General features: G+C 64.1%; 18 protein-coding genes and 1 tRNA gene. 4 read left to right on the plus strand and 15 right to left on the minus strand.

The window, feature by feature from the left end; all coding sequences use genetic code 11:
- The first annotated feature begins 227 nt into the window (after positions 1 to 227).
- Positions 228 to 671: an RrF2 family transcriptional regulator gene (locus tag V3330_RS15750; protein ID WP_354696402.1), complete on the plus strand. Its 444-nt coding sequence runs from the start codon at positions 228 to 230 to the stop codon at positions 669 to 671.
- Between the two features lie 30 nt (positions 672 to 701).
- Positions 702 to 1,097, plus strand: coding sequence for a SirB2 family protein (locus V3330_RS15755; protein WP_354696403.1), 396 nt, complete (start codon positions 702 to 704; stop codon positions 1,095 to 1,097).
- Positions 1,098 to 1,137: 40 nt separating this feature from the next.
- On the opposite strand, the gene V3330_RS15760 is transcribed toward V3330_RS15755, so the two are convergent.
- Positions 1,138 to 2,019, minus strand: a complete 882-nt coding sequence (locus tag V3330_RS15760) for an alpha/beta hydrolase (RefSeq protein WP_354696404.1) — start codon at positions 2,017 to 2,019, stop codon at positions 1,138 to 1,140.
- Between the two features lie 137 nt (positions 2,020 to 2,156).
- On the opposite strand from V3330_RS15760, the gene V3330_RS15765 reads away from it, so the two are divergent.
- Positions 2,157 to 3,836, plus strand: a complete 1,680-nt coding sequence (locus V3330_RS15765; protein ID WP_354696405.1) for an amidohydrolase family protein — start codon at positions 2,157 to 2,159, stop codon at positions 3,834 to 3,836.
- A gap of 332 nt (positions 3,837 to 4,168) precedes the next feature.
- Here the strand turns inward: V3330_RS15765 and V3330_RS15770 are convergent.
- From V3330_RS15770 to V3330_RS15790, 5 genes are all read right to left on the minus strand, one after another.
- Positions 4,169 to 4,242 (minus strand) — tRNA-Gln (locus tag V3330_RS15770).
- Between the two features lie 383 nt (positions 4,243 to 4,625).
- Positions 4,626 to 5,018, minus strand: coding sequence for a 30S ribosomal protein S9 (gene rpsI / locus V3330_RS15775; protein WP_354696406.1), 393 nt, complete (start codon positions 5,016 to 5,018; stop codon positions 4,626 to 4,628).
- Positions 5,019 to 5,041: 23 nt separating this feature from the next.
- Positions 5,042 to 5,470, minus strand: coding sequence for a 50S ribosomal protein L13 (gene rplM, locus V3330_RS15780; RefSeq protein WP_354696407.1), 429 nt, complete (start codon positions 5,468 to 5,470; stop codon positions 5,042 to 5,044).
- A 111-nt stretch (positions 5,471 to 5,581) separates the two neighbouring features.
- Positions 5,582 to 5,896: a (2Fe-2S) ferredoxin domain-containing protein gene (locus V3330_RS15785; RefSeq protein ID WP_354696408.1), complete on the minus strand. Its 315-nt coding sequence runs from the start codon at positions 5,894 to 5,896 to the stop codon at positions 5,582 to 5,584.
- A 54-nt stretch (positions 5,897 to 5,950) separates the two neighbouring features.
- Positions 5,951 to 6,676: a DUF481 domain-containing protein gene (locus V3330_RS15790; protein ID WP_354696409.1), complete on the minus strand. Its 726-nt coding sequence runs from the start codon at positions 6,674 to 6,676 to the stop codon at positions 5,951 to 5,953.
- Between the two features lie 171 nt (positions 6,677 to 6,847).
- On the opposite strand from V3330_RS15790, the gene coq7 reads away from it, so the two are divergent.
- Positions 6,848 to 7,525: a 2-polyprenyl-3-methyl-6-methoxy-1,4-benzoquinone monooxygenase gene (coq7, locus tag V3330_RS15795; RefSeq protein WP_354696410.1), complete on the plus strand. Its 678-nt coding sequence runs from the start codon at positions 6,848 to 6,850 to the stop codon at positions 7,523 to 7,525.
- Between the two features lie 4 nt (positions 7,526 to 7,529).
- Here the strand turns inward: coq7 and V3330_RS15800 are convergent, their stop codons facing one another.
- The 9 genes from V3330_RS15800 to pdsR are packed head-to-tail and all read right to left on the minus strand — an operon-like array spanning position 7,530 to position 16,472.
- Positions 7,530 to 8,294 (minus strand): hypothetical protein, encoded by a 765-nt coding sequence (locus tag V3330_RS15800; RefSeq protein ID WP_354696411.1) that lies wholly within the window; start codon positions 8,292 to 8,294, stop codon positions 7,530 to 7,532.
- 5 nt (positions 8,295 to 8,299) lie between these two features.
- Positions 8,300 to 9,151, minus strand: a complete 852-nt coding sequence (gene trpC, locus V3330_RS15805) for an indole-3-glycerol phosphate synthase TrpC (RefSeq protein ID WP_435791839.1) — start codon at positions 9,149 to 9,151, stop codon at positions 8,300 to 8,302.
- The gene (gene trpD / locus V3330_RS15810; protein ID WP_354696412.1) at positions 9,148 to 10,170 is read right to left on the minus strand and encodes an anthranilate phosphoribosyltransferase; all 1,023 of its coding nucleotides are present in this window, start codon (positions 10,168 to 10,170) and stop codon (positions 9,148 to 9,150) included. Before trpD ends, trpC begins: the two co-directional genes overlap by 4 nt.
- A gap of 13 nt (positions 10,171 to 10,183) precedes the next feature.
- A complete protein-coding gene (gene maiA / locus V3330_RS15815) occupies positions 10,184 to 10,831 on the minus strand; it encodes a maleylacetoacetate isomerase (protein WP_354696413.1) in 648 nt (215 codons plus the stop codon).
- Between the two features lie 56 nt (positions 10,832 to 10,887).
- Positions 10,888 to 11,580 carry a fumarylacetoacetate hydrolase family protein gene (locus V3330_RS15820; protein ID WP_354696414.1) on the minus strand — a complete coding sequence of 231 codons (693 nt, stop codon included), beginning with the start codon at positions 11,578 to 11,580 and terminating at the stop codon, positions 10,888 to 10,890.
- 46 nt (positions 11,581 to 11,626) lie between these two features.
- Complete coding sequence (locus V3330_RS15825; protein WP_354696415.1) at positions 11,627 to 12,214, minus strand: anthranilate synthase component II; 588 nt, start codon at positions 12,212 to 12,214, stop codon at positions 11,627 to 11,629.
- Positions 12,215 to 12,230: 16 nt separating this feature from the next.
- Complete coding sequence (gene trpE, locus V3330_RS15830; protein WP_354696416.1) at positions 12,231 to 13,706, minus strand: anthranilate synthase component I; 1,476 nt, start codon at positions 13,704 to 13,706, stop codon at positions 12,231 to 12,233.
- Positions 13,707 to 13,765: 59 nt separating this feature from the next.
- Positions 13,766 to 15,727, minus strand: a complete 1,962-nt coding sequence (locus tag V3330_RS15835) for an ATP-binding protein (protein WP_354696417.1) — start codon at positions 15,725 to 15,727, stop codon at positions 13,766 to 13,768.
- A 19-nt stretch (positions 15,728 to 15,746) separates the two neighbouring features.
- The gene (gene pdsR, locus V3330_RS15840; RefSeq protein ID WP_354696418.1) at positions 15,747 to 16,472 is read right to left on the minus strand and encodes a proteobacterial dedicated sortase system response regulator; all 726 of its coding nucleotides are present in this window, start codon (positions 16,470 to 16,472) and stop codon (positions 15,747 to 15,749) included.
- Between the last annotated feature and the right edge of the window lie 361 nt (positions 16,473 to 16,833).

Below are 16,833 nucleotides of genomic sequence, written 5' to 3' on the forward strand. Positions count from 1 at the left end.
TGTTTTTTTCCAATGCGGTTCGCACCATTAAGAAAAAGCAGAATAGATGCATTCGAAATAATCTATTTTGACCTGGATCAATCCCGGTGCCGGTACTGCTGGCAAGCGCCCCACCCGCGAGCCTGCACCGGCAAGAAGCGCCGAGTGCGCGCGGTTGACCTGCATCAAGGGCTCCAGGTGGCCGGCTTGCTATTTTAATCCAGTGTTCATGCATCAATTTCCATTTCATGAAACTGACCCGCTTCACTGATTACTCGCTGCGCGTCCTCATCTACCTGGGGCTGGAGAATGGTCGGCGGGTCACCATCCGGGAAATTTCCGATGCGTACGGCATCTCTCGCAATCACCTGATGAAGGTGGTCAGCAACCTGACCCGGCAAGGCTATCTCGACGCGCGGCGCGGTCCCGGGGGTGGTATCACCCTGTCGCGCCCGCCGGGTGAAATCAGCCTGGCCGACGTGATCCGGGACATGGAAGAGGACCTCAATCTGGTAGAATGCTTCTGTGAAGATGGCCAGTGCGTCATTCAACCCGTGTGCCGGCTGCGCGGGGTTTTGAAACAGGCCTTGGCTGCCTATATCGGCGTGCTCGAGCAGCATACCCTGACCGACCTGTTGCGACCGCGGAACCAACTCTCCGATTTGCTCGGACTGAACATCGAAGCCGCCTGATTTATTCGCCCACCGTCAACCTCCTCATCCATGACCTACCCCGAGCTGAAACTGCTCCATGTCGCGCTCGCGCTCACCAGCATTGCCGGCTTCACACTCCGCTGGACCTGGAAACGCATCGGTCATGCCTGGTACGAAGCGCGTGTGACCCGGATTCTGCCGCACATCATCGACACGGGACTGCTGGCCGCCGGCATTCTGCTGGCCATTCGAATTGCCCAGTACCCGCTGACCCACTCCTGGCTCACGGCCAAGATCGCGGGCCTGATCGCCTATATTCTGATCGGCGCGGTGGCCATGCGTGCGGCACCGCGCAGCCATCTGAGCATGGCCGCGTTCACCCTGGCGGTGCTGGTGTTCGCGTGGATGGCGAGCGTCGCGCGCACCAAGTCGGTCTGGGGTTTCATCGCCCCGCTGCTGGCCTGAGTTTCCGCGGCCAGGCGCTGGACAAGCGCCGCGCCGGGCGCTAGGTCCCGTCCGGCAGGTGCTCCCGGATAAACCGGATCTGTTCACGAATGCCCGCGCGCGCCTCCGGCAGAAACCCGAACAGGGTGAAATCGTGCGGCATTCCCGGCCACACGCTCAATTGCGTGGTCACGCCCTGCCGCCGCGCTTTCGCCGAAGCCAGGCGGCTGCTGTCCAGCAGCATTTCGGAACCGCTGACCTGAAACAGGAGCGGCGGAAAGCCGGTGAAATCCCCCCAGTAGGGGCTGGCGCGCGGGTCGGTGGGGTTGTGTTCACCCAGATACCAGTGCCGCATCAACATCAACGCCGCAATGCCGAACATCACATCCGACCGCTCGTTATCGACCACCGAGCGGCCCATGCTGGTCAGGTCCGTCGCCGGCGACAGCAACAGCGCGCAACCCGGTTGCTCCGCTCCACCATTTCGCAACTCGCCCATCAGGGCGAGCGCCAGTGCCCCGCCTGCCGAATCACCCACCAGAACGCAGCGCCTCGGCACGCCGCCGGCTTCGGTCCACGCGCGCCATGCGGTAATGCAATCCTCCAGGCCGGCCGGAAAAGGATGTTCCGGCGCGAGGCGATAAGACGGCAAAACCGCTTCGAAACCGAGTTCGACGGCCAACCGGCCCGCCAGGCCGGAATGCAGATTGGGCGTTTCGATGCACCAGGCGCCGCCGTGCAGCACAAACAACGTTCCCCGCACTTCGCCTCCCACCGGGCGAATAAACCGGGTGGGCAATCCGCCCAGTTCGCGGTCTTCCACTTCGAGTCGGCGGGGTTCGTGCGCGAACCGGCGATCGATGCGCGCGGCGATGCGCCGGAAATCACCGATCTCCAGTTTCGAGGCGTGCCGGCGCGAACTGACGCGCAGGATCAGATTCATGATTCGAGATTGCCAGGAGGGCATACCGGCATTATCGCAAATGCGGCCGGGCCGCATGCATGTTAGCCGGTGCGCCCGGGCCCGCTCTTCTGTACCCTCTCAGACACCATGGCGCTCTGATGCAAAGGACTGGCCGAATGAAACAGCAGGACAAGCCGATAAGAATCCGATTACTGACTGTGTTGATCACGGCGCTTTTTGTTTGTCCTGGCGGCGCTGCAGCACAGAGCAGCGATACCGATCCCCTGCCCGCGCCGCCGCGCGCCGAAGGGGAAGGACCGTTCGACCGGCTGGCGATTCGCAATGCAACGCTGATCGATGGCAGCGGCGCTCCGGCTGGAGGGCCGGTCGATATTCTGATTGAAGGCAATCGCATCGCCGCCGTGGTGAAGACCGAGTACGTGGTGGGCGACATGCGGCCGGCCGACGCGCCGGAGCCGGCTTCGCACGAAATCGATGCCACCGGCATGTACGTGCTGCCGGGCTTTGTAGATCTGCATCTTCATTCGGGGGATACCCCCAAAACGCCGCAAGCGGAGTATGTCTACAAACTCTGGCTGGCCCATGGAATCACCACCGGCCGCGGCGTGCCGTTTGCCTCGCCGGAGTTCTCCGAGAGTGAAAAAAGACGCAGTGCGCGCAATGAAATTACAGCCCCGCGCATGTTCACCTACCGCCTTCCGTTCGATGAATGGGAGGGCACCATCGAAACGCCCGAAAAGGCCCGCGCCTGGGTACGCTCGGCGGCCAAAACCGGGATCGATGGCCTGAAGCTCACGGCTTATCCGCCGGACATCATGGAAGCCCTGATCGACGAGGCGAAAAAGCTGGGACTGGGCACTACCGCCCACCTGTCACAAACCGGTGTCGCCAACATGAATGCCCGCGATGCGGCCCGGCTCGGTCTGGGCACCCTGACGCACTTCTACGGTTTGTTCGAATCGCTTTACAAAGATCACCGGGTGCAGACGTGGCCGGCCGGATACAACAATTTCAACGAACAGGAACGCTTCGCCCAGGTGGCCCGCCAGTGGACCCTGGTACACGAGCGTGGCAGCGACGAGTGGAAGGCCCTGCTGGCCGAGTTCAAGTCGCACGACCTGACCCTCGACCCGACCTTCACGACCTACATCGCCAGCCGCGATGTCGCCCGCAGCCGAACCTCGGAATGGCACGAGCGGTACACCCTGCCTTCGCTGTGGGACTTTTACATTCCGAGCCAGGTCAACCACGGCTCATATTTTTACGACTGGACGACCTGGGACGAGGTGGCCTGGAAAAATTTCTACCGCGTCTGGATGGCCTTCGTCAACGACTACAAGAACATGGGCGGGCGGGTGACTGTCAGCTCCGACGCCGGCTACATCTACAACACCTTCGGTTTCGCGACCATCGAGGAAATGGAGTTGCTGCAGGAAGCCGGCTTCCACCCCCTGGAAGTCATCCGCGCCGCCACCCTGCACGGCGCCCAGACTTTGTTCGAACCGAAGGGCGAGCCGATCCAATTCGGCGTGGTTCGGGCCGGCCTGCTGGCCGACCTCGTCATCGTGCCGGAAGACCCGATCGCCAACCTGAAAGTTCTGTACGGAACGGGCACGGAACGCCTCAATCACGAGACCGGCGAGGTGGAGCGGGTCGGTGGCATCCGGTACACCATCAAGGACGGCATTGTTTACGACGCACGGGAACTGCTGGCCGATGTCGCGCGAATGGTCGAGGCACAGAAGGCCGAGCGTGCAGCAATAGGGGACTCTGAGCCCCTTTCCGTATTTGGCTCGGGAGAGGGATTCTCACGGTCCCGCCCAGGAAGCCAATGATCAAGCGTTTATCGGACCACGTAAGCCTGCCCAAGCCTCAGAAATACCAAGGGAGTGAACTTGTTTATGCGGAGCATTACGGCTTAAAGGACTAATTTCTGGGTAAGAATGGGTATTTTAAGAGGCAACTCCCTGAATGCTCAATTCAGACAGACTTAAAAACCGATTTTAGCGCTGAAATAGTGGTTCTAAGCGCTAAGAAGGGACAGTTTCAATTACATTTCCTCGGTAAAACCGTAGATTAGATGGGATTGGATTGGCCCGACCCCATCTTAAAGATTCCGCCAACGAAATACGAAAAAGGCCACCCGGGGGGTGGCCTTTTTCATATTTGGCTGGGGGAGAGGGATTCGAACCCCCGCTGGCGGAGTCAGAGTCCGCAGTCCTACCACTAGACGATCCCCCAATTATTCTTGCTCGCTGGTCCGAGCTGGATCGTACTCTGATTTTACGCAATTCGGCCGCGCTCTGCGCGCGGCCTGGGAGAGGGATTACTCCGGGCATCCTCGGCAACTGCTCCTGCGTTGCTCTACCTCCTGCATCCCTGCAGTCGTGCCCTCCGCCCCTTTGGGGCCGCCGCCTTGTGGCGTCGTTCAAATTCGCTCCCGGCGAATTTGTCGAACCCCCGCTGGCGGAGTCAGAGTCCGCAGTCCTACCACTAGACGATCCCCCAAATAATGCTTGCTCGATGGATTGAGCCGGATCGTACGCTGATTTTACGCGATTTGGCGGCGCCCGTTTGTGGCGCCGGTCCGGCCCGATGTTCCGAGCGCGGACAGTGAGCGTATTTTAGCGCTTCGAGAACTGGGTGGCGCGGCGGGCCTTGTGCAGGCCGACCTTCTTGCGCTCGACCTCGCGGGCGTCGCGGGTGACGTAGCCAGCGGCGCGCAGCGGTTTGCGCAGTTCACCATCGTACTCCATCAGGGCGCGGGTCAGGCCCAGGCGAATGGCGCCCGCCTGGCCGGAGATGCCGCCGCCTTCGACGGTCGCCTTGATGTCGAACTGGTCGGTCATTTCGACTTTTTCCAGCGGCTGACGCACGATCATGCGCGCGGTTTCGCGGCCGAAAAACTCATCGAGCGGCTTTTCGTTGATCAGAATCTGCCCGCTGCCGCGCGTTACGAAAACGCGAGCGGTGGACGATTTGCGCCGGCCGGTGCCGTAATACTGCTCTGTTGCCATATCAGTGTTCCGTAAATTCGGTGTCAGAGTTCCAGCGGCGCGGGCTGCTGCGCCGCGTGCGGGTGCTCAGGGCCTGCATACACGTGCAGCTTCTTGAACATCGCACGGCCCAGCGGGTTGCGGGGCAGCATGCCCTTGACCGCGGCCTGGATGACCCGTTCCGGGTGTTCCTGGAGCTGTTTGCCCAGGGTCACCGTTTTCAGGTTGCCGATGTATCCCGTGTACCGGTGATATTTCTTGTCGGCCAGCTTGTTGCCGGTAACGCGGATTTTTTCCGCGTTGACCACGACGATGTGGTCCCCCGTATCCATGTGGGGCGTGAATTCCGGCTTGTGCTTGCCACGCAGGCGCCGCGCCACTTCCGTGGCCAGCCGGCCCAGCGTTTTGTTGGTTGCGTCGACCACGAGCCAATCGCGCTCAATGGTCTCCGGCGTTGCAGTAAACGTCTTCATGAACTCTCTCGACGAAAAGGCCGCAGGTGAAGGGCGGGAATTCTACTGATTTACAGCGCCGGGATCAACTCCCCCGCTCACTGCGGCAGCGCCGCCCCACCGGAACCCTGCCTAGATTTTCAGCCGCTCGACGGGTTTGCCGCCGACCACGTGGGAATCGATGATCTCGTCCACGTCCTCGGTATCCACGTAGGTGTACCAGACACCCTCGGGATAGACCACGCACACGGGCCCTTCCTCGCACCGGTCCAGGCAACCGGCACTGTTGATGCGCACCTTGCCTTCTCCGGCCAGCCCCAGCGACTTGACCCGCTGTTTGGCATGGTCACGGGCCGCCTGGGACCCGCAGCGATTGCAGGAAGGCCGCTCTGCGCCTTCCCCCCGGTCGTTGGTGCAGAAAAATACATGGCGCTCGTAGTAGGACATGCCCGTGCGTTCCCCGTGATTGAACCGCGGCTGTCGGACCCGGCGGCCCGATCTTCAGAATTTGTAGACGAGATTGGCCGAGGTCAAGGTGTCGGTCTTGTCCACACCATCCTCGACATCGGTATTGTGCCGTACCTGGAAGCCCAGTTTCAGCGCGAACCGCGAGTTGATGGAGACGGCCAGGCCCAGATCGTTCTGAATGAAGGTGTTGTCACTGCCCGATTCCACCAGGAAACGCTCGGTCAGGTCGGTCGATGGGGTCAATTGCCACACCCAGTCCACCAGGCCGCGCGCGATCGCATCGCTCTCACTTTCCCCGGTCTCCTGCAGTTTGGCGGTGCGATAACCCAGACCGCCTTCAATTTTCAGCTGGTGGATGTCGTTGTCCAGCAGTTGACGGCCGTAACCGAAGGTCAGGGTGGACTGGTCTTCATAAGCACTGAAGTCGTCCTTTTCGTAGCGCAGGGCGCCGAAAACGTAACTCCGCTCGGAAAGTTTGTAGTCGGTCTGGGCGCCGAAGTCGAAGCGCTTGGCCGTGGTATCACCGTCGTCCTCGGCATTGATCGCGCTCGCCGCCAGCCGGTGGCGCCATTTTTCCGAGTTGTAGATGAATTCCAGAGCGAGATTGATCGACTGGGTATCGGTATTACCGCTGGTCGAAACCAGGCCGAACTCGCCCTTGCCGCTCCAGCCATAATCCGGCGCGTCTTCTTCCTGTGCCGCCAGCGGCGAAGAAAGCGTTGCCGCCAGGGCGGCCAGGGTGATCAGCTTGCTGTTCATGTTGAAATTCTCCATGGTCCCGCGTTGGGGATCTGCGCAAAAAGTGCGCAAGTATACCGATCTGAGTGTCATTTTCACGTCAACGCGGATATTTGAAATGGAACCGGCATTCGCGCGGGGAATGCTCCGGCGTATACTCTGTCGACCCAGGCAAAGGACCCGGAGCGCACAGTGGGACACACCGAAAAATCTCTCGGAAAGAACGCGGATTTCCGCACGTTCAGCCCGCTCGACCGTGCATTGATCCGACTGGATCAGGCGCTGCGCCTGTCCGCCGGAGCCGCCCCCGAACCCGGCCGGGCAAACCCGGCGGGCGATACCGCCGACATCGACCTCGAAGACACCGAACGGCGGCACGTGGCCGGCCTGATGCGGGTGAACCACGCCGGAGAAATCTGCGCGCAGGCTCTGTACGCCGGTCAAGCCGCGACGGCACGCGACGATTCCGTGCGCGAGGCCATGCAACAGGCCGCCGACGAGGAAATCGACCACCTCGCCTGGTGCGAGGACCGTCTGGAGGAACTGGACAGCCGGCCCAGCCTGCTCAACCCGGTGTGGTACGCGGGCTCGTATGCCATTGGCGCGCTGGCAGGTCTGGCCGGGGACCGCTGGAGCCTGGGCTTCGTGCGGGAAACCGAGAACCAGGTCGAGGCGCATCTGGCGGAGCACCTCGAGCGCCTGCCCGCCGGCGATGCGCGCAGCCAGGCCATTCTGGACCAGATGAAATCCGACGAGGCCCGGCATGCCGACATGGCCGAGCAGGCCGGTGGAAGAGTGCTGCCCCGCCCCGCCCGCCGCCTGATGGCGGCGACCGCCGGGATCATGAAAGCGCTGGCGTACCGGTTCTAGCCGTTCAGTTCGAGGATTCGCGGATCCTGCGCCGCAGGTCTTCGAGGGATTCGGGCCTGAAATCGGATTGGGCCAGCGGGTCGTCGGCATCCCGCCATTCGAGCGACCACTCGTCCAGGCCGGCCCCGGGATCGAGCGGAAAATCCCGCCGCGCGTATTCGGCCTCACCGGCGAGCCGCATTTCACCCTGCTGGGCCTCGGCTCCCGCGGCCCCGCCGGTACTGAACCGGAATTCCAGATCGAAGCGGCGGCCGGTCTCATTCACCGGCCACAATTCCCCTGAAACCGACCAGGGCGCCGGAAATCCACCGACCGCGGTACCGGTATCGAGCTGGATGGGCCGGTTTTCCTCCGTGACGGCGACCGGGCGCCGCTTGACGACCGCCGCGGGCCCGCCCGGCTCCGCCCGCTCCAGCAGCCGCAGGGCCAACTGCATCATCAGGGCCGGGGCGTCGATCGAAACCAGTTCGGCCGCATCGGCATCGAAACCACGCGTCAGCAGAGCGCGTTTGCCGATCAGCGCGATATCGCCGTGCACGGTTTCACCGGGTTCGTTCAATTCGGTGCGCACCAGCAGGTCGCCGCAGCGGCAGCGGAACAACTGCCATTCGGCGCGATAGCCCTCACCGGGAAAATCGACTCGCAGGCGGACCTCGGAAGGATCTTTCCATTGCAGCCCGGGCGTCAGCGTTTCGGCCGCGGACGCGACGGACGCGCAGCAGGCCACGAAAACCCACCCGAGCAGGAGACGAACCCGAACCGGACACATGATCGTCACTCCAGCATGAACAACGACTGCAACGCGGCACCCGGATCGTCCGCCCGCATGAAGGCTTCCCCCACCAGGAATGCCCGGATGCCGCCGCGCAGCAGACGCTCGACGTCATCGCGGGTGTGAATGCCGCTCTCGGTCACCATGATACGGGATGCCGGGATGCCGGCGCGCAGGCGCTCGCTGACGGCCAGATCCGTGGTGAAGGTCCGCAGATCGCGGTTGTTGACGCCGATCAGACGGGCATCGGTGGTCAGGGCCCGTTCGAGTTCGTCCTCGTCGTGCACCTCGACCAGCACATCGAGCCCGGCCTCCGCCGCCACTCCCGCGAAATGTTGCAATTGATCATGGCCGAGCGCGGCGACGATCAGCAGGATGCAGTCGGCGCCGAGCACCCGCGACTCCGCGATCTGCCATTCGTCGACGATGAACTCCTTGCGCAGGGCCGGAAGACTGCAGGCCGAGCGGGCCTCGCCCAGGAATTCGTTGGCGCCCTGAAAATACGGCCGGTCGGTGAGCACCGACAGGCAGGCCGCGCCACCGGCCTCGTAACTTCGCGCGATCGCGGCCGGATCGAAATCGGCCCGGATCAGACCCGCGCTGGGCGATGCGCGCTTGACTTCGGCGATAACGGCGGCGCCCGCTTCGGCGTGTTGCGCTATACGTTCGGCGAATCCACGAGTGGGCGCAAGATCGGCTACCCGGGCCTGTAATTCAGCCAGCGACTGAACGGCACGGCCGGCGGCGACTTCGGACCGCTTGGTATCCAGAATGCGCGCCAGCACATCATCGCCGCGAAAGGTGTCAGCGCCCATACCCTGGCCCTGGCCCGTGGCCGTGCCCGAACCACTCATGACGCCACCGCCCGGGTCATGGTCCGCAGCGATTCGAGCCGCTCCAGCGCGGAACCGTCCGCCAGCACCTCGCGGGCCCGCGCCACGCCTTCGGCCAGAGACGGCGTCACGTCGGCCGCAAACAGGGCGGCGCCGGCGTTCAACGCGACGATATCGGCGGCGGGCCCGGACTCCCCTTCCAGTACCGCGCGTATCCTCGCCGCCGATTCCTCCGGCCCGTCGACCCGGAGATCGTCCAGCGAACCCGCTTCGACCCCGACCTCCTCCGGCCGGACCCGGTAGGTGCGCACCTGACCGTCGCGCAGTTCGGCCACGCTGGTGGGCGCAGCGATGCTCAGTTCGTCCAGGCCGTCCTCGGAATGCACCACCAGCACATGGCGACTGCCCAGATCCCGCAACACCTTGGCCAGGGGCTCGACCCAACGCCGCCCGAACACGCCCAGCAACTGGTGCGGCGCCCCCGCCGGGTTGGTCAGCGGCCCGAGCAGGTTGAACAGGGTTCGGGTGCCCAGTTCCTGGCGCGGGCGGGCCGCGTGTTTGGCCGCGGCATGGTAGGAAGGGGCGAACAGAAAGCCGACATCGATGGCGTCGATGCATTCGGCCACCCGGTCCGGTGGCAGATCGACATTGACCCCCAGCGCCTCCAGCACATCCGCGCTGCCCGACTTCGACGACATGGAGCGGTTACCGTGTTTGGCCACACGCCCGCCGCCGGCCGCCACCACGAAGGCGCTGGCCGTGGATACATTGAAGGTGCCGCTGCTGTCACCACCGGTGCCGCAGGTATCGACGAGGTGTTCGGTCGGCACGTCGATCCGCATCGCGAGCTCGCGCATGACCCGCGCGGCGGCGGTGATTTCGGTCACCGTCTCGCCCTTGGTGCGCAAACCGGCGAGAAAACCGCCAATCTGAATCGGCGTCGCCTCTCCCGTCATGATCTGCCGCATGACCGCCTGCATGTCATCGGCGCCCAGATCCACCCGGTCGACGATGTGGCTGATGGCCTGTTTGATTTCCATACCGATTTCCCGCTCAGGCCGGCCCGGCGTCCGGCTGGTTTTCCGGCGCCGCGGCCACGAAAGCCGGCAGCGTCCGCAGATGTTCGTCGATTGACCGCAGAACCGGGTATCCGTCCAGCGGTACGTCGAAACGGCGTGCATTGTAAACCTGGGGCACCAGACAGCAATCGGCCGCCGTCACGGCATCACCGTACACAAAACGCCCCTGGGCCGAATGCTCCGACGCCCACGTCTCCAGCGCGCGAAAACCCTGGTGAATCCAGTGACCGTACCAGGCCTTGACCGCATCCGCGTCCTGACCCAGTTCGCCCTTGAGATACTGCAGAACGCGGAGATTGTTCAAGGGCTGAATATCACAGGCCAGCGCATGACACATCGCCTCCACCCGGGCGCGCCCGACCAGGTCGGCCGGATACAGCGGCGGCTCCGGCACCAGCCGGTCGAGGTAGCCGATGATGGCCAGCGACTGAACCAGCACCGTGCCGTCATGCTCCAGGGCCGGCACCAGGCCCTGCGCATGCGTGGCGAGGTACTGCTCGGAATTCTGCTCTCCGGCAGCAAGGTGGGTCGCGACGGATTCATAGTCCAGGGCCTTGAGATTCAGCGCAATCCGAACGCGATAGGCGGATGAGCTGCGCCAATAGGTATGCAGTCGAAACATGGGCGATCAGGGTCCTCCAGGCCAACACAGCGGTTCGAACCGCCGCTCGTTCGTGTTCAGCGAATGTGAAAGCTCAGGGTACCAAATCCCTCGACCCCGCCATCGACGCGATCGCCGGACTCCAACGCCCCGACACCGGCCGGCGTTCCCGTGAAGACCAGGTCGCCGGCCCGCAACTCGAACAGGGTGGACAGGGTGGCGACGACTTCGGGCACGGTCCAGATCATCTGGGACAGATCGCCTTCCTGCCGCAGGTCGCCATTCACCTCGAGCCAGATCCGTCCACGCGCGGGCACCGACTGACCGTCGAGAGCGATGAGGGGTGAGACGGGCGCCGAATGATCGAAAGCCTTTCCGGTATCCCAGGGCCGGCCCAGTTTCTTGGCCTCCGCCTGCAGGTCGCGCCGGGTCAGATCCACTCCGACCGCGCACCCGAAGACCGCCGCGGCCGCGGCGGACACATCCAGGTTGCGGCCACCCGCGCCGAGCGCCACCACCAGTTCGATCTCGTGATGCAGGGACCGGGTCGCGGACGGGTACGGCACCTCGCCCGCCTGCGTGAGCGCCACCAGGGCGTCGGCCGGTTTGCAGAAAAAGAACGGGGGCTCGCGTTCCGGATCGGCGCCCATTTCGCGAGCGTGGGCGGCGTAATTGCGGCCCACGCAATAAACCCGGTGCACGGGAAACGCTTCAGCACGGCCAGCGACAGGCATGCTGACCACATCCGGCGGCTCAAAAACGTAATTCATGGGTGTTCGCTTCCGTGTGCTGATGGAGGGAGTACCGGCAAGCGCGTCAATAGCGCTTGCTGATGGACTGCAGGAAATTCCGCAGCAAATCCTTGCCATGGTGCGTCAATATCGATTCCGGGTGGAACTGCACGCCTTCGATGGGAAATTCGCGGTGTTTCAGGCCCATGATCTCGTGACCGCCCTCGTATTCCGTCCAGGCCATCACGGCCAGGCACTCGGGTATCGATTCCTTCTCCAGGACCAGGGAATGATAGCGCGTCGCCTCGAACGGCTGCGGCAAGCCTGAAAACACGCCCTGGCTGCGATGGTAGATCTGCGACGTCTTGCCGTGCATGATCCGGTCCGCGCGCACCACCCTGGCCCCGAAGGCCTGGCCGATGCACTGGTGCCCGAGACAGACACCCAGTATCGGTATCCGGTTGCCGAGACCGCGCACCACGGCCATGGAAATACCGGCCTCGTTGGGCGTGCACGGACCCGGCGAGATGACGATGCCCTCCGGCTCCATTTCGCTGATGCCATCGACATCGGTGGCGTCGTTGCGCACCACTTCGACCGGCGCGCCCAGTTCACCGAGGTATTGCACCAGGTTGTAGGTGAAAGAATCGTAGTTGTCGATTACCAGTATCACGGCCCGGTCCGCTCCATCACCACAGTCCGGTGGACGCGGAATTTACCGCCGCCACCAGCGCCTTGCCCTTGTTCACGGTTTCTTCCCATTCCTTTTCGGGATCCGAATCGGCCACGATTCCGGCACCGGCCTGCACGTGCAGCATGCCGTCGCGGATCACCGCGGTGCGAATGGCGATGGCGAGGTCGGTGTCGTCCTGCCAACCGATGTAGCCCACCGCTCCGGCATACACGTTGCGCCTCACGGGCTCGAGCTCGTTGATGATTTCCATCGCGCGAATCTTCGGTGCGCCCGACAGGGTTCCGGCCGGAAACGCCGAGCGGATCGCGTCGACCGCACTCAGTCCGGGCGCGAGGTCGCCGGCGACTTCCGAGACGATGTGCATGACGTGCGAGTAGCGTTCGATGACCATGTGCTCGGTGACTTCCACCGAACCCGTGCGCGCCACGCGGCCGACATCGTTGCGACCCAGGTCGATCAGCATCAGGTGCTCCGCGCATTCCTTGGGGTCGGCAAGCAGTTCGGACTCCAGCTGCTGATCCTCTTCGGGCGTCGCGCCACGCGGACGGGTGCCGGCGATGGGTCTCAGGGTGACCCTCCCGTGCTGCACACGCACCAGCACTTCCGGTGAGGAACCCACCACCTGGGTATCGCCCAGATCGATGAAGAACATGTACGGCGACGGGTTCAGCACCCGCAGGGCACGGTAGACGTCCAGCGGTCTCGCGGCGAAGGGCACGCTCATGCGCTGCGACAGCACGACCTGGAAAATATCGCCGGAAAGAATGTATTCCTTGCTTTTTTCGACCGCGTCGATGAACCGGTCGCGCTCGAATCCCAGGTGGAAGTCCGACGCAGCCACCGCGTCACCATTGGCCGCCTCGCCGTATTCCGAACCCCCGGCGCGCAAGCGCTGCGATAACTGGTCCAGCCGGTTCTGCGCCACGCCCCAGGCATCCGGCCGCGCGGGATCGACGTTGACGATCAGGTAGAGCCGGCCGGCGAGATTATCGAATACCGCCACTTCCTCCGACTGGAGCAGCACCATGTCCGGGGTGCCCAGTTCGTCCGGCTTGCCGTTATCGGCGAGCCGCGACTCGAAACGCTGCACGATTTCGTAGCCGAAATAGCCCACCAGACCGCCGGAAAAGGCCGGCAGGTCATCGAGTCTCGGGGCGCGAAATTCTTCCTGCAGGCGGGCGATCCAGGCCAGCGGGTCGGCGACCGTGGATTCACTGACGCCTTCGCCGTTCTCATACACGGTCAGGCGATCACCCACCAGGGTGTAGCGCCGGCTGCACGGCAGGCCGATGATGGAATACCGGCCCCAGGTTTCACCGCCTTCGACGGACTCGAACAGAAAGGCGTCCGGACCGTCCGCAAGCTTGAGGTAAACCGACAGGGGGGTGTCGAGATCGGCCAGCACGGACCGGTAGACCGGAATGCGGTTATACCCCCCTTCCTTGAGTTGCTCGAATGCTTCCCTGTCCACTGCAGTCTCTGGTCGATCGGAAGGCGAGGTGCATTCTAGGCCGGATCGACCCACCGGCGTCAAGCGCCGGGCGTCCCCGGCGGAAAATACACTTCGAATTCGACACCGGCACCGCCAGGGAGATTCCGCGCAGCGACCGCACCACCGTGGGCCACGGCCACCAGTCGAACGATGTAGAGCCCGAGTCCGAGGTGCGGCGAAGCGCCAGGTTTTTCACGCAGCGACACCAGCGAATCGAACAGCCGGTCCTGCAGTTCCCGCGGCAGCCGGCTACCGGTATTGCGCACCGCGATCCGGTGCTCTCCGTCTACCCGGGCAAGTCGCAGTTCGATACGCTCCCGCGGCGCCGTCAGGGTCACGGCATTGTCGACCAGTTTGTCCAGTGCCTGGGCCAGCAGTTCGGGAGCACACCAGGCTACCTGCGGGGAGTCCGGAACCACCAGGTCGATGCGCCGGTCCGGATGCACGTCGCGGTAACCGGCCGCGCAGTGACGCAGTAATTCGGCGAGATCGGTGCGCTCCCATTCGGCCACCCGGATCGCGGCCTCCAGGCGGCTGGCCTCGCTCATCGCGCGTACGATGGCGGCCTGACGCTCCAGACCCTCCTGGGCGCGCTCGAGAAACTGCCGCCCCTGTTCGTCCAGTGGCCGGGCCGAAAGATTCTCCAGCGAAGAACGCGTGATCGCCAGCGGCGTCTTGAGCTCATGCGACAACTTGCCGGCGAGCGTCTGCAGGTACTGGTTGTAGTCCGCCACGGCACGCAGCAGGCTTTCGTTGTTGCGCGCCAGTTCGCCGAGTTCGTCCCGGTCGGAAGTCAGCGGCAGAACACCGCTGCCGATGCCGTGCTCCATGGCCACGCTGACCGTTTCGCTCAACCGTCGCACCCGTTGCGACAATCGGGTAGCGAACCACCACAGGCCACCCGCCAATCCGAATGTCAGGACCAGGGTGGTGAGCAACAGGCGGCCCAGGGCACGGTTGGTCACCAGCAGCAGTCCGTCGGATGTCGATTGCAACACGATGGCGCCTACGGTCTTGCCTTGGATCTGCACCGGGGCCGCCACGGTATTGCTCACCACGGCGGTATCGGGATCCTGCGACCAGCGGCTGCCAACCTCGCCTTCGAGTGCAAGGCGCACTGCTTCCCCGTTCAGCCGGGAGACATCGACCTCTCGCGCGGATTCAACCTGTGTGCGGCCGCCCGCGACCAGGCGATACCACAGCCGCTGCAGCCAGGTCGTGCGCTGCCCGGCCTGCGGCAGTTCGGCTTCGGCCGTTCCCGAATCCGCCAGCACCCAGCCGTTACGGTCCACCAGCCACGCCCGTCCGCCCGCTGGCGCCGCCGCGCGCATCAGCCCGGCCGGGTCATCCCAGCGCGACACCACCGGAATCCACGGTGTGGCGTTCCAGGCGTCGGCGGTCCCGCCCGACGACTCGATCCGAATCTCGGTGTCCCGCACCAGGGCCGGCAGCACCAATTCCAGCCGATAGCCTCCGGACACGTCCAGCAGAAAACCCTCCGCCTGACCGGGACCGCCTTCGCTGCGCAGTTGAAGCGGACCGGGGGCGTCCGGCCGGATGGCGAAGCGTTGCAGGCCGCGCGGGCTGCGTACGGTGAGGTTCAGCCCGGGCAACGCTCCCAGGCCCGCGCCCGGCGGTACACCGGCGGAAACGAACAGGAAGGATCCGCGCTCGGCCCGGCCGGCCAGCACCGCGTATTCCGGCCCGCCCGGCGCCTGCCACCGGTAGGCCTGACCGGGATCCGGCCAGTCATCCGCGGAGCCATCGAGCTCGGGCGACCTTTCCAAGGCGCGCAAAACGAGATAATGCTGGGGCGTGAACAGCAAACGGCCCTGCGCCTCGAATGGCAACGACTGCGCCACCGTACGCGCCCCGTGGGTCAGCGCGGTCTCCTGGGCCTCGCGCAGAAACAGCTCCAGTTCCTGCAACAGTTTCCAGCCCGACCAGGGCAGCAGCAGGGTCAGCAGCGACAAAGCCAACAGGCGGTTGCGCAAGCTCATGGCCGATTCGGACCCGGAGTCATTCCGCGGTCACGCCAGCCTCCGCCGGGGTGGTGACGGGTTTCCAGCGATACCCTGCGCCATAGACGGTATCGAGGCGATCGAAATCCGGGTCGACGGCCAGGAACTTGCGGCGAATGCGTTTGATGTGACTGGTGATGGTCTGGTCGTCCACCAGCACATTGGCATCGTCCATGAGTTGCTGGCGGGTGCGTACGTGGCCGGGATGACGGATCAGCGAGTGAATGATCCAGAACTCCGTTACGGTCAGGTCCACCGGTTCACCGTTCCAGCTGACTTCCATGCGTTCGACCGAAAACCGGAGCGGGCCGCGTTCCAGCATCTGTTCCTCCACGGCGTCCCCGGACAGGGCTTCGACCCGCCGGAACAGCGCGACAACGCGCGCGATCAGGTGCTGCAGGCTGATGTCCTTGGTCAGGTAGTCGTCGGCACCCAGGCGCAGGCCGGAGATCACGTCGAGATCGGAATCGCGCGCGGTCAGAAAAATGATGGGCAGGCTCCGGGACAGGCCGCGCAGTTCGCGGCACAACTCGAACCCGCCTTCCGGCTCGTCACCCAGTCCGACGTCGATGATCACCAGGTCCGGCAGACGCCGCGACAGGGCTTCCAGCGCACTGTCCCGCTTGGCGTAGCCGGTCACGTGATAACCGTAGCGCCGCAGCGCATGTTCGTAGTTCTGCCGGATCGAGGCTTCATCCTCGACGATGGCGATATGCCTCTGCATCACGCAACTCCCGCGCTGTTTTTTTCAGGCTCCATTCTAAGACCACCATCCCGCCTTTGACATCCACGCCGTCCGGCTGCCACCGTCTTGCCACAATTCCTCCACGGAATCGGCCGCATCGGGCCCCGCCACCGCACACCGGCACGCTTGAATGGCTTCGTCATTATTTCAAACACGAACCGCAGCCCAACGGAGCCGCCATGCACATCCCGGAAACTTCCTGCACGATGCCCCAGGAAACCCACACCCCTTCCAGGCAACAGTCGATCCGCCGCGAACTGGAACGGGATGCCTGGCGGCACCACCCCCGATTCGCCCGTGACCGGGCGCGGGGGGGGGGGGGGGGGGGGAGGGGGGGGGG

This window comes from Elongatibacter sediminis (assembly GCF_037892215.1).
Lineage (GTDB): Bacteria > Pseudomonadota > Gammaproteobacteria > Xanthomonadales > SZUA-36 > Elongatibacter > Elongatibacter sediminis.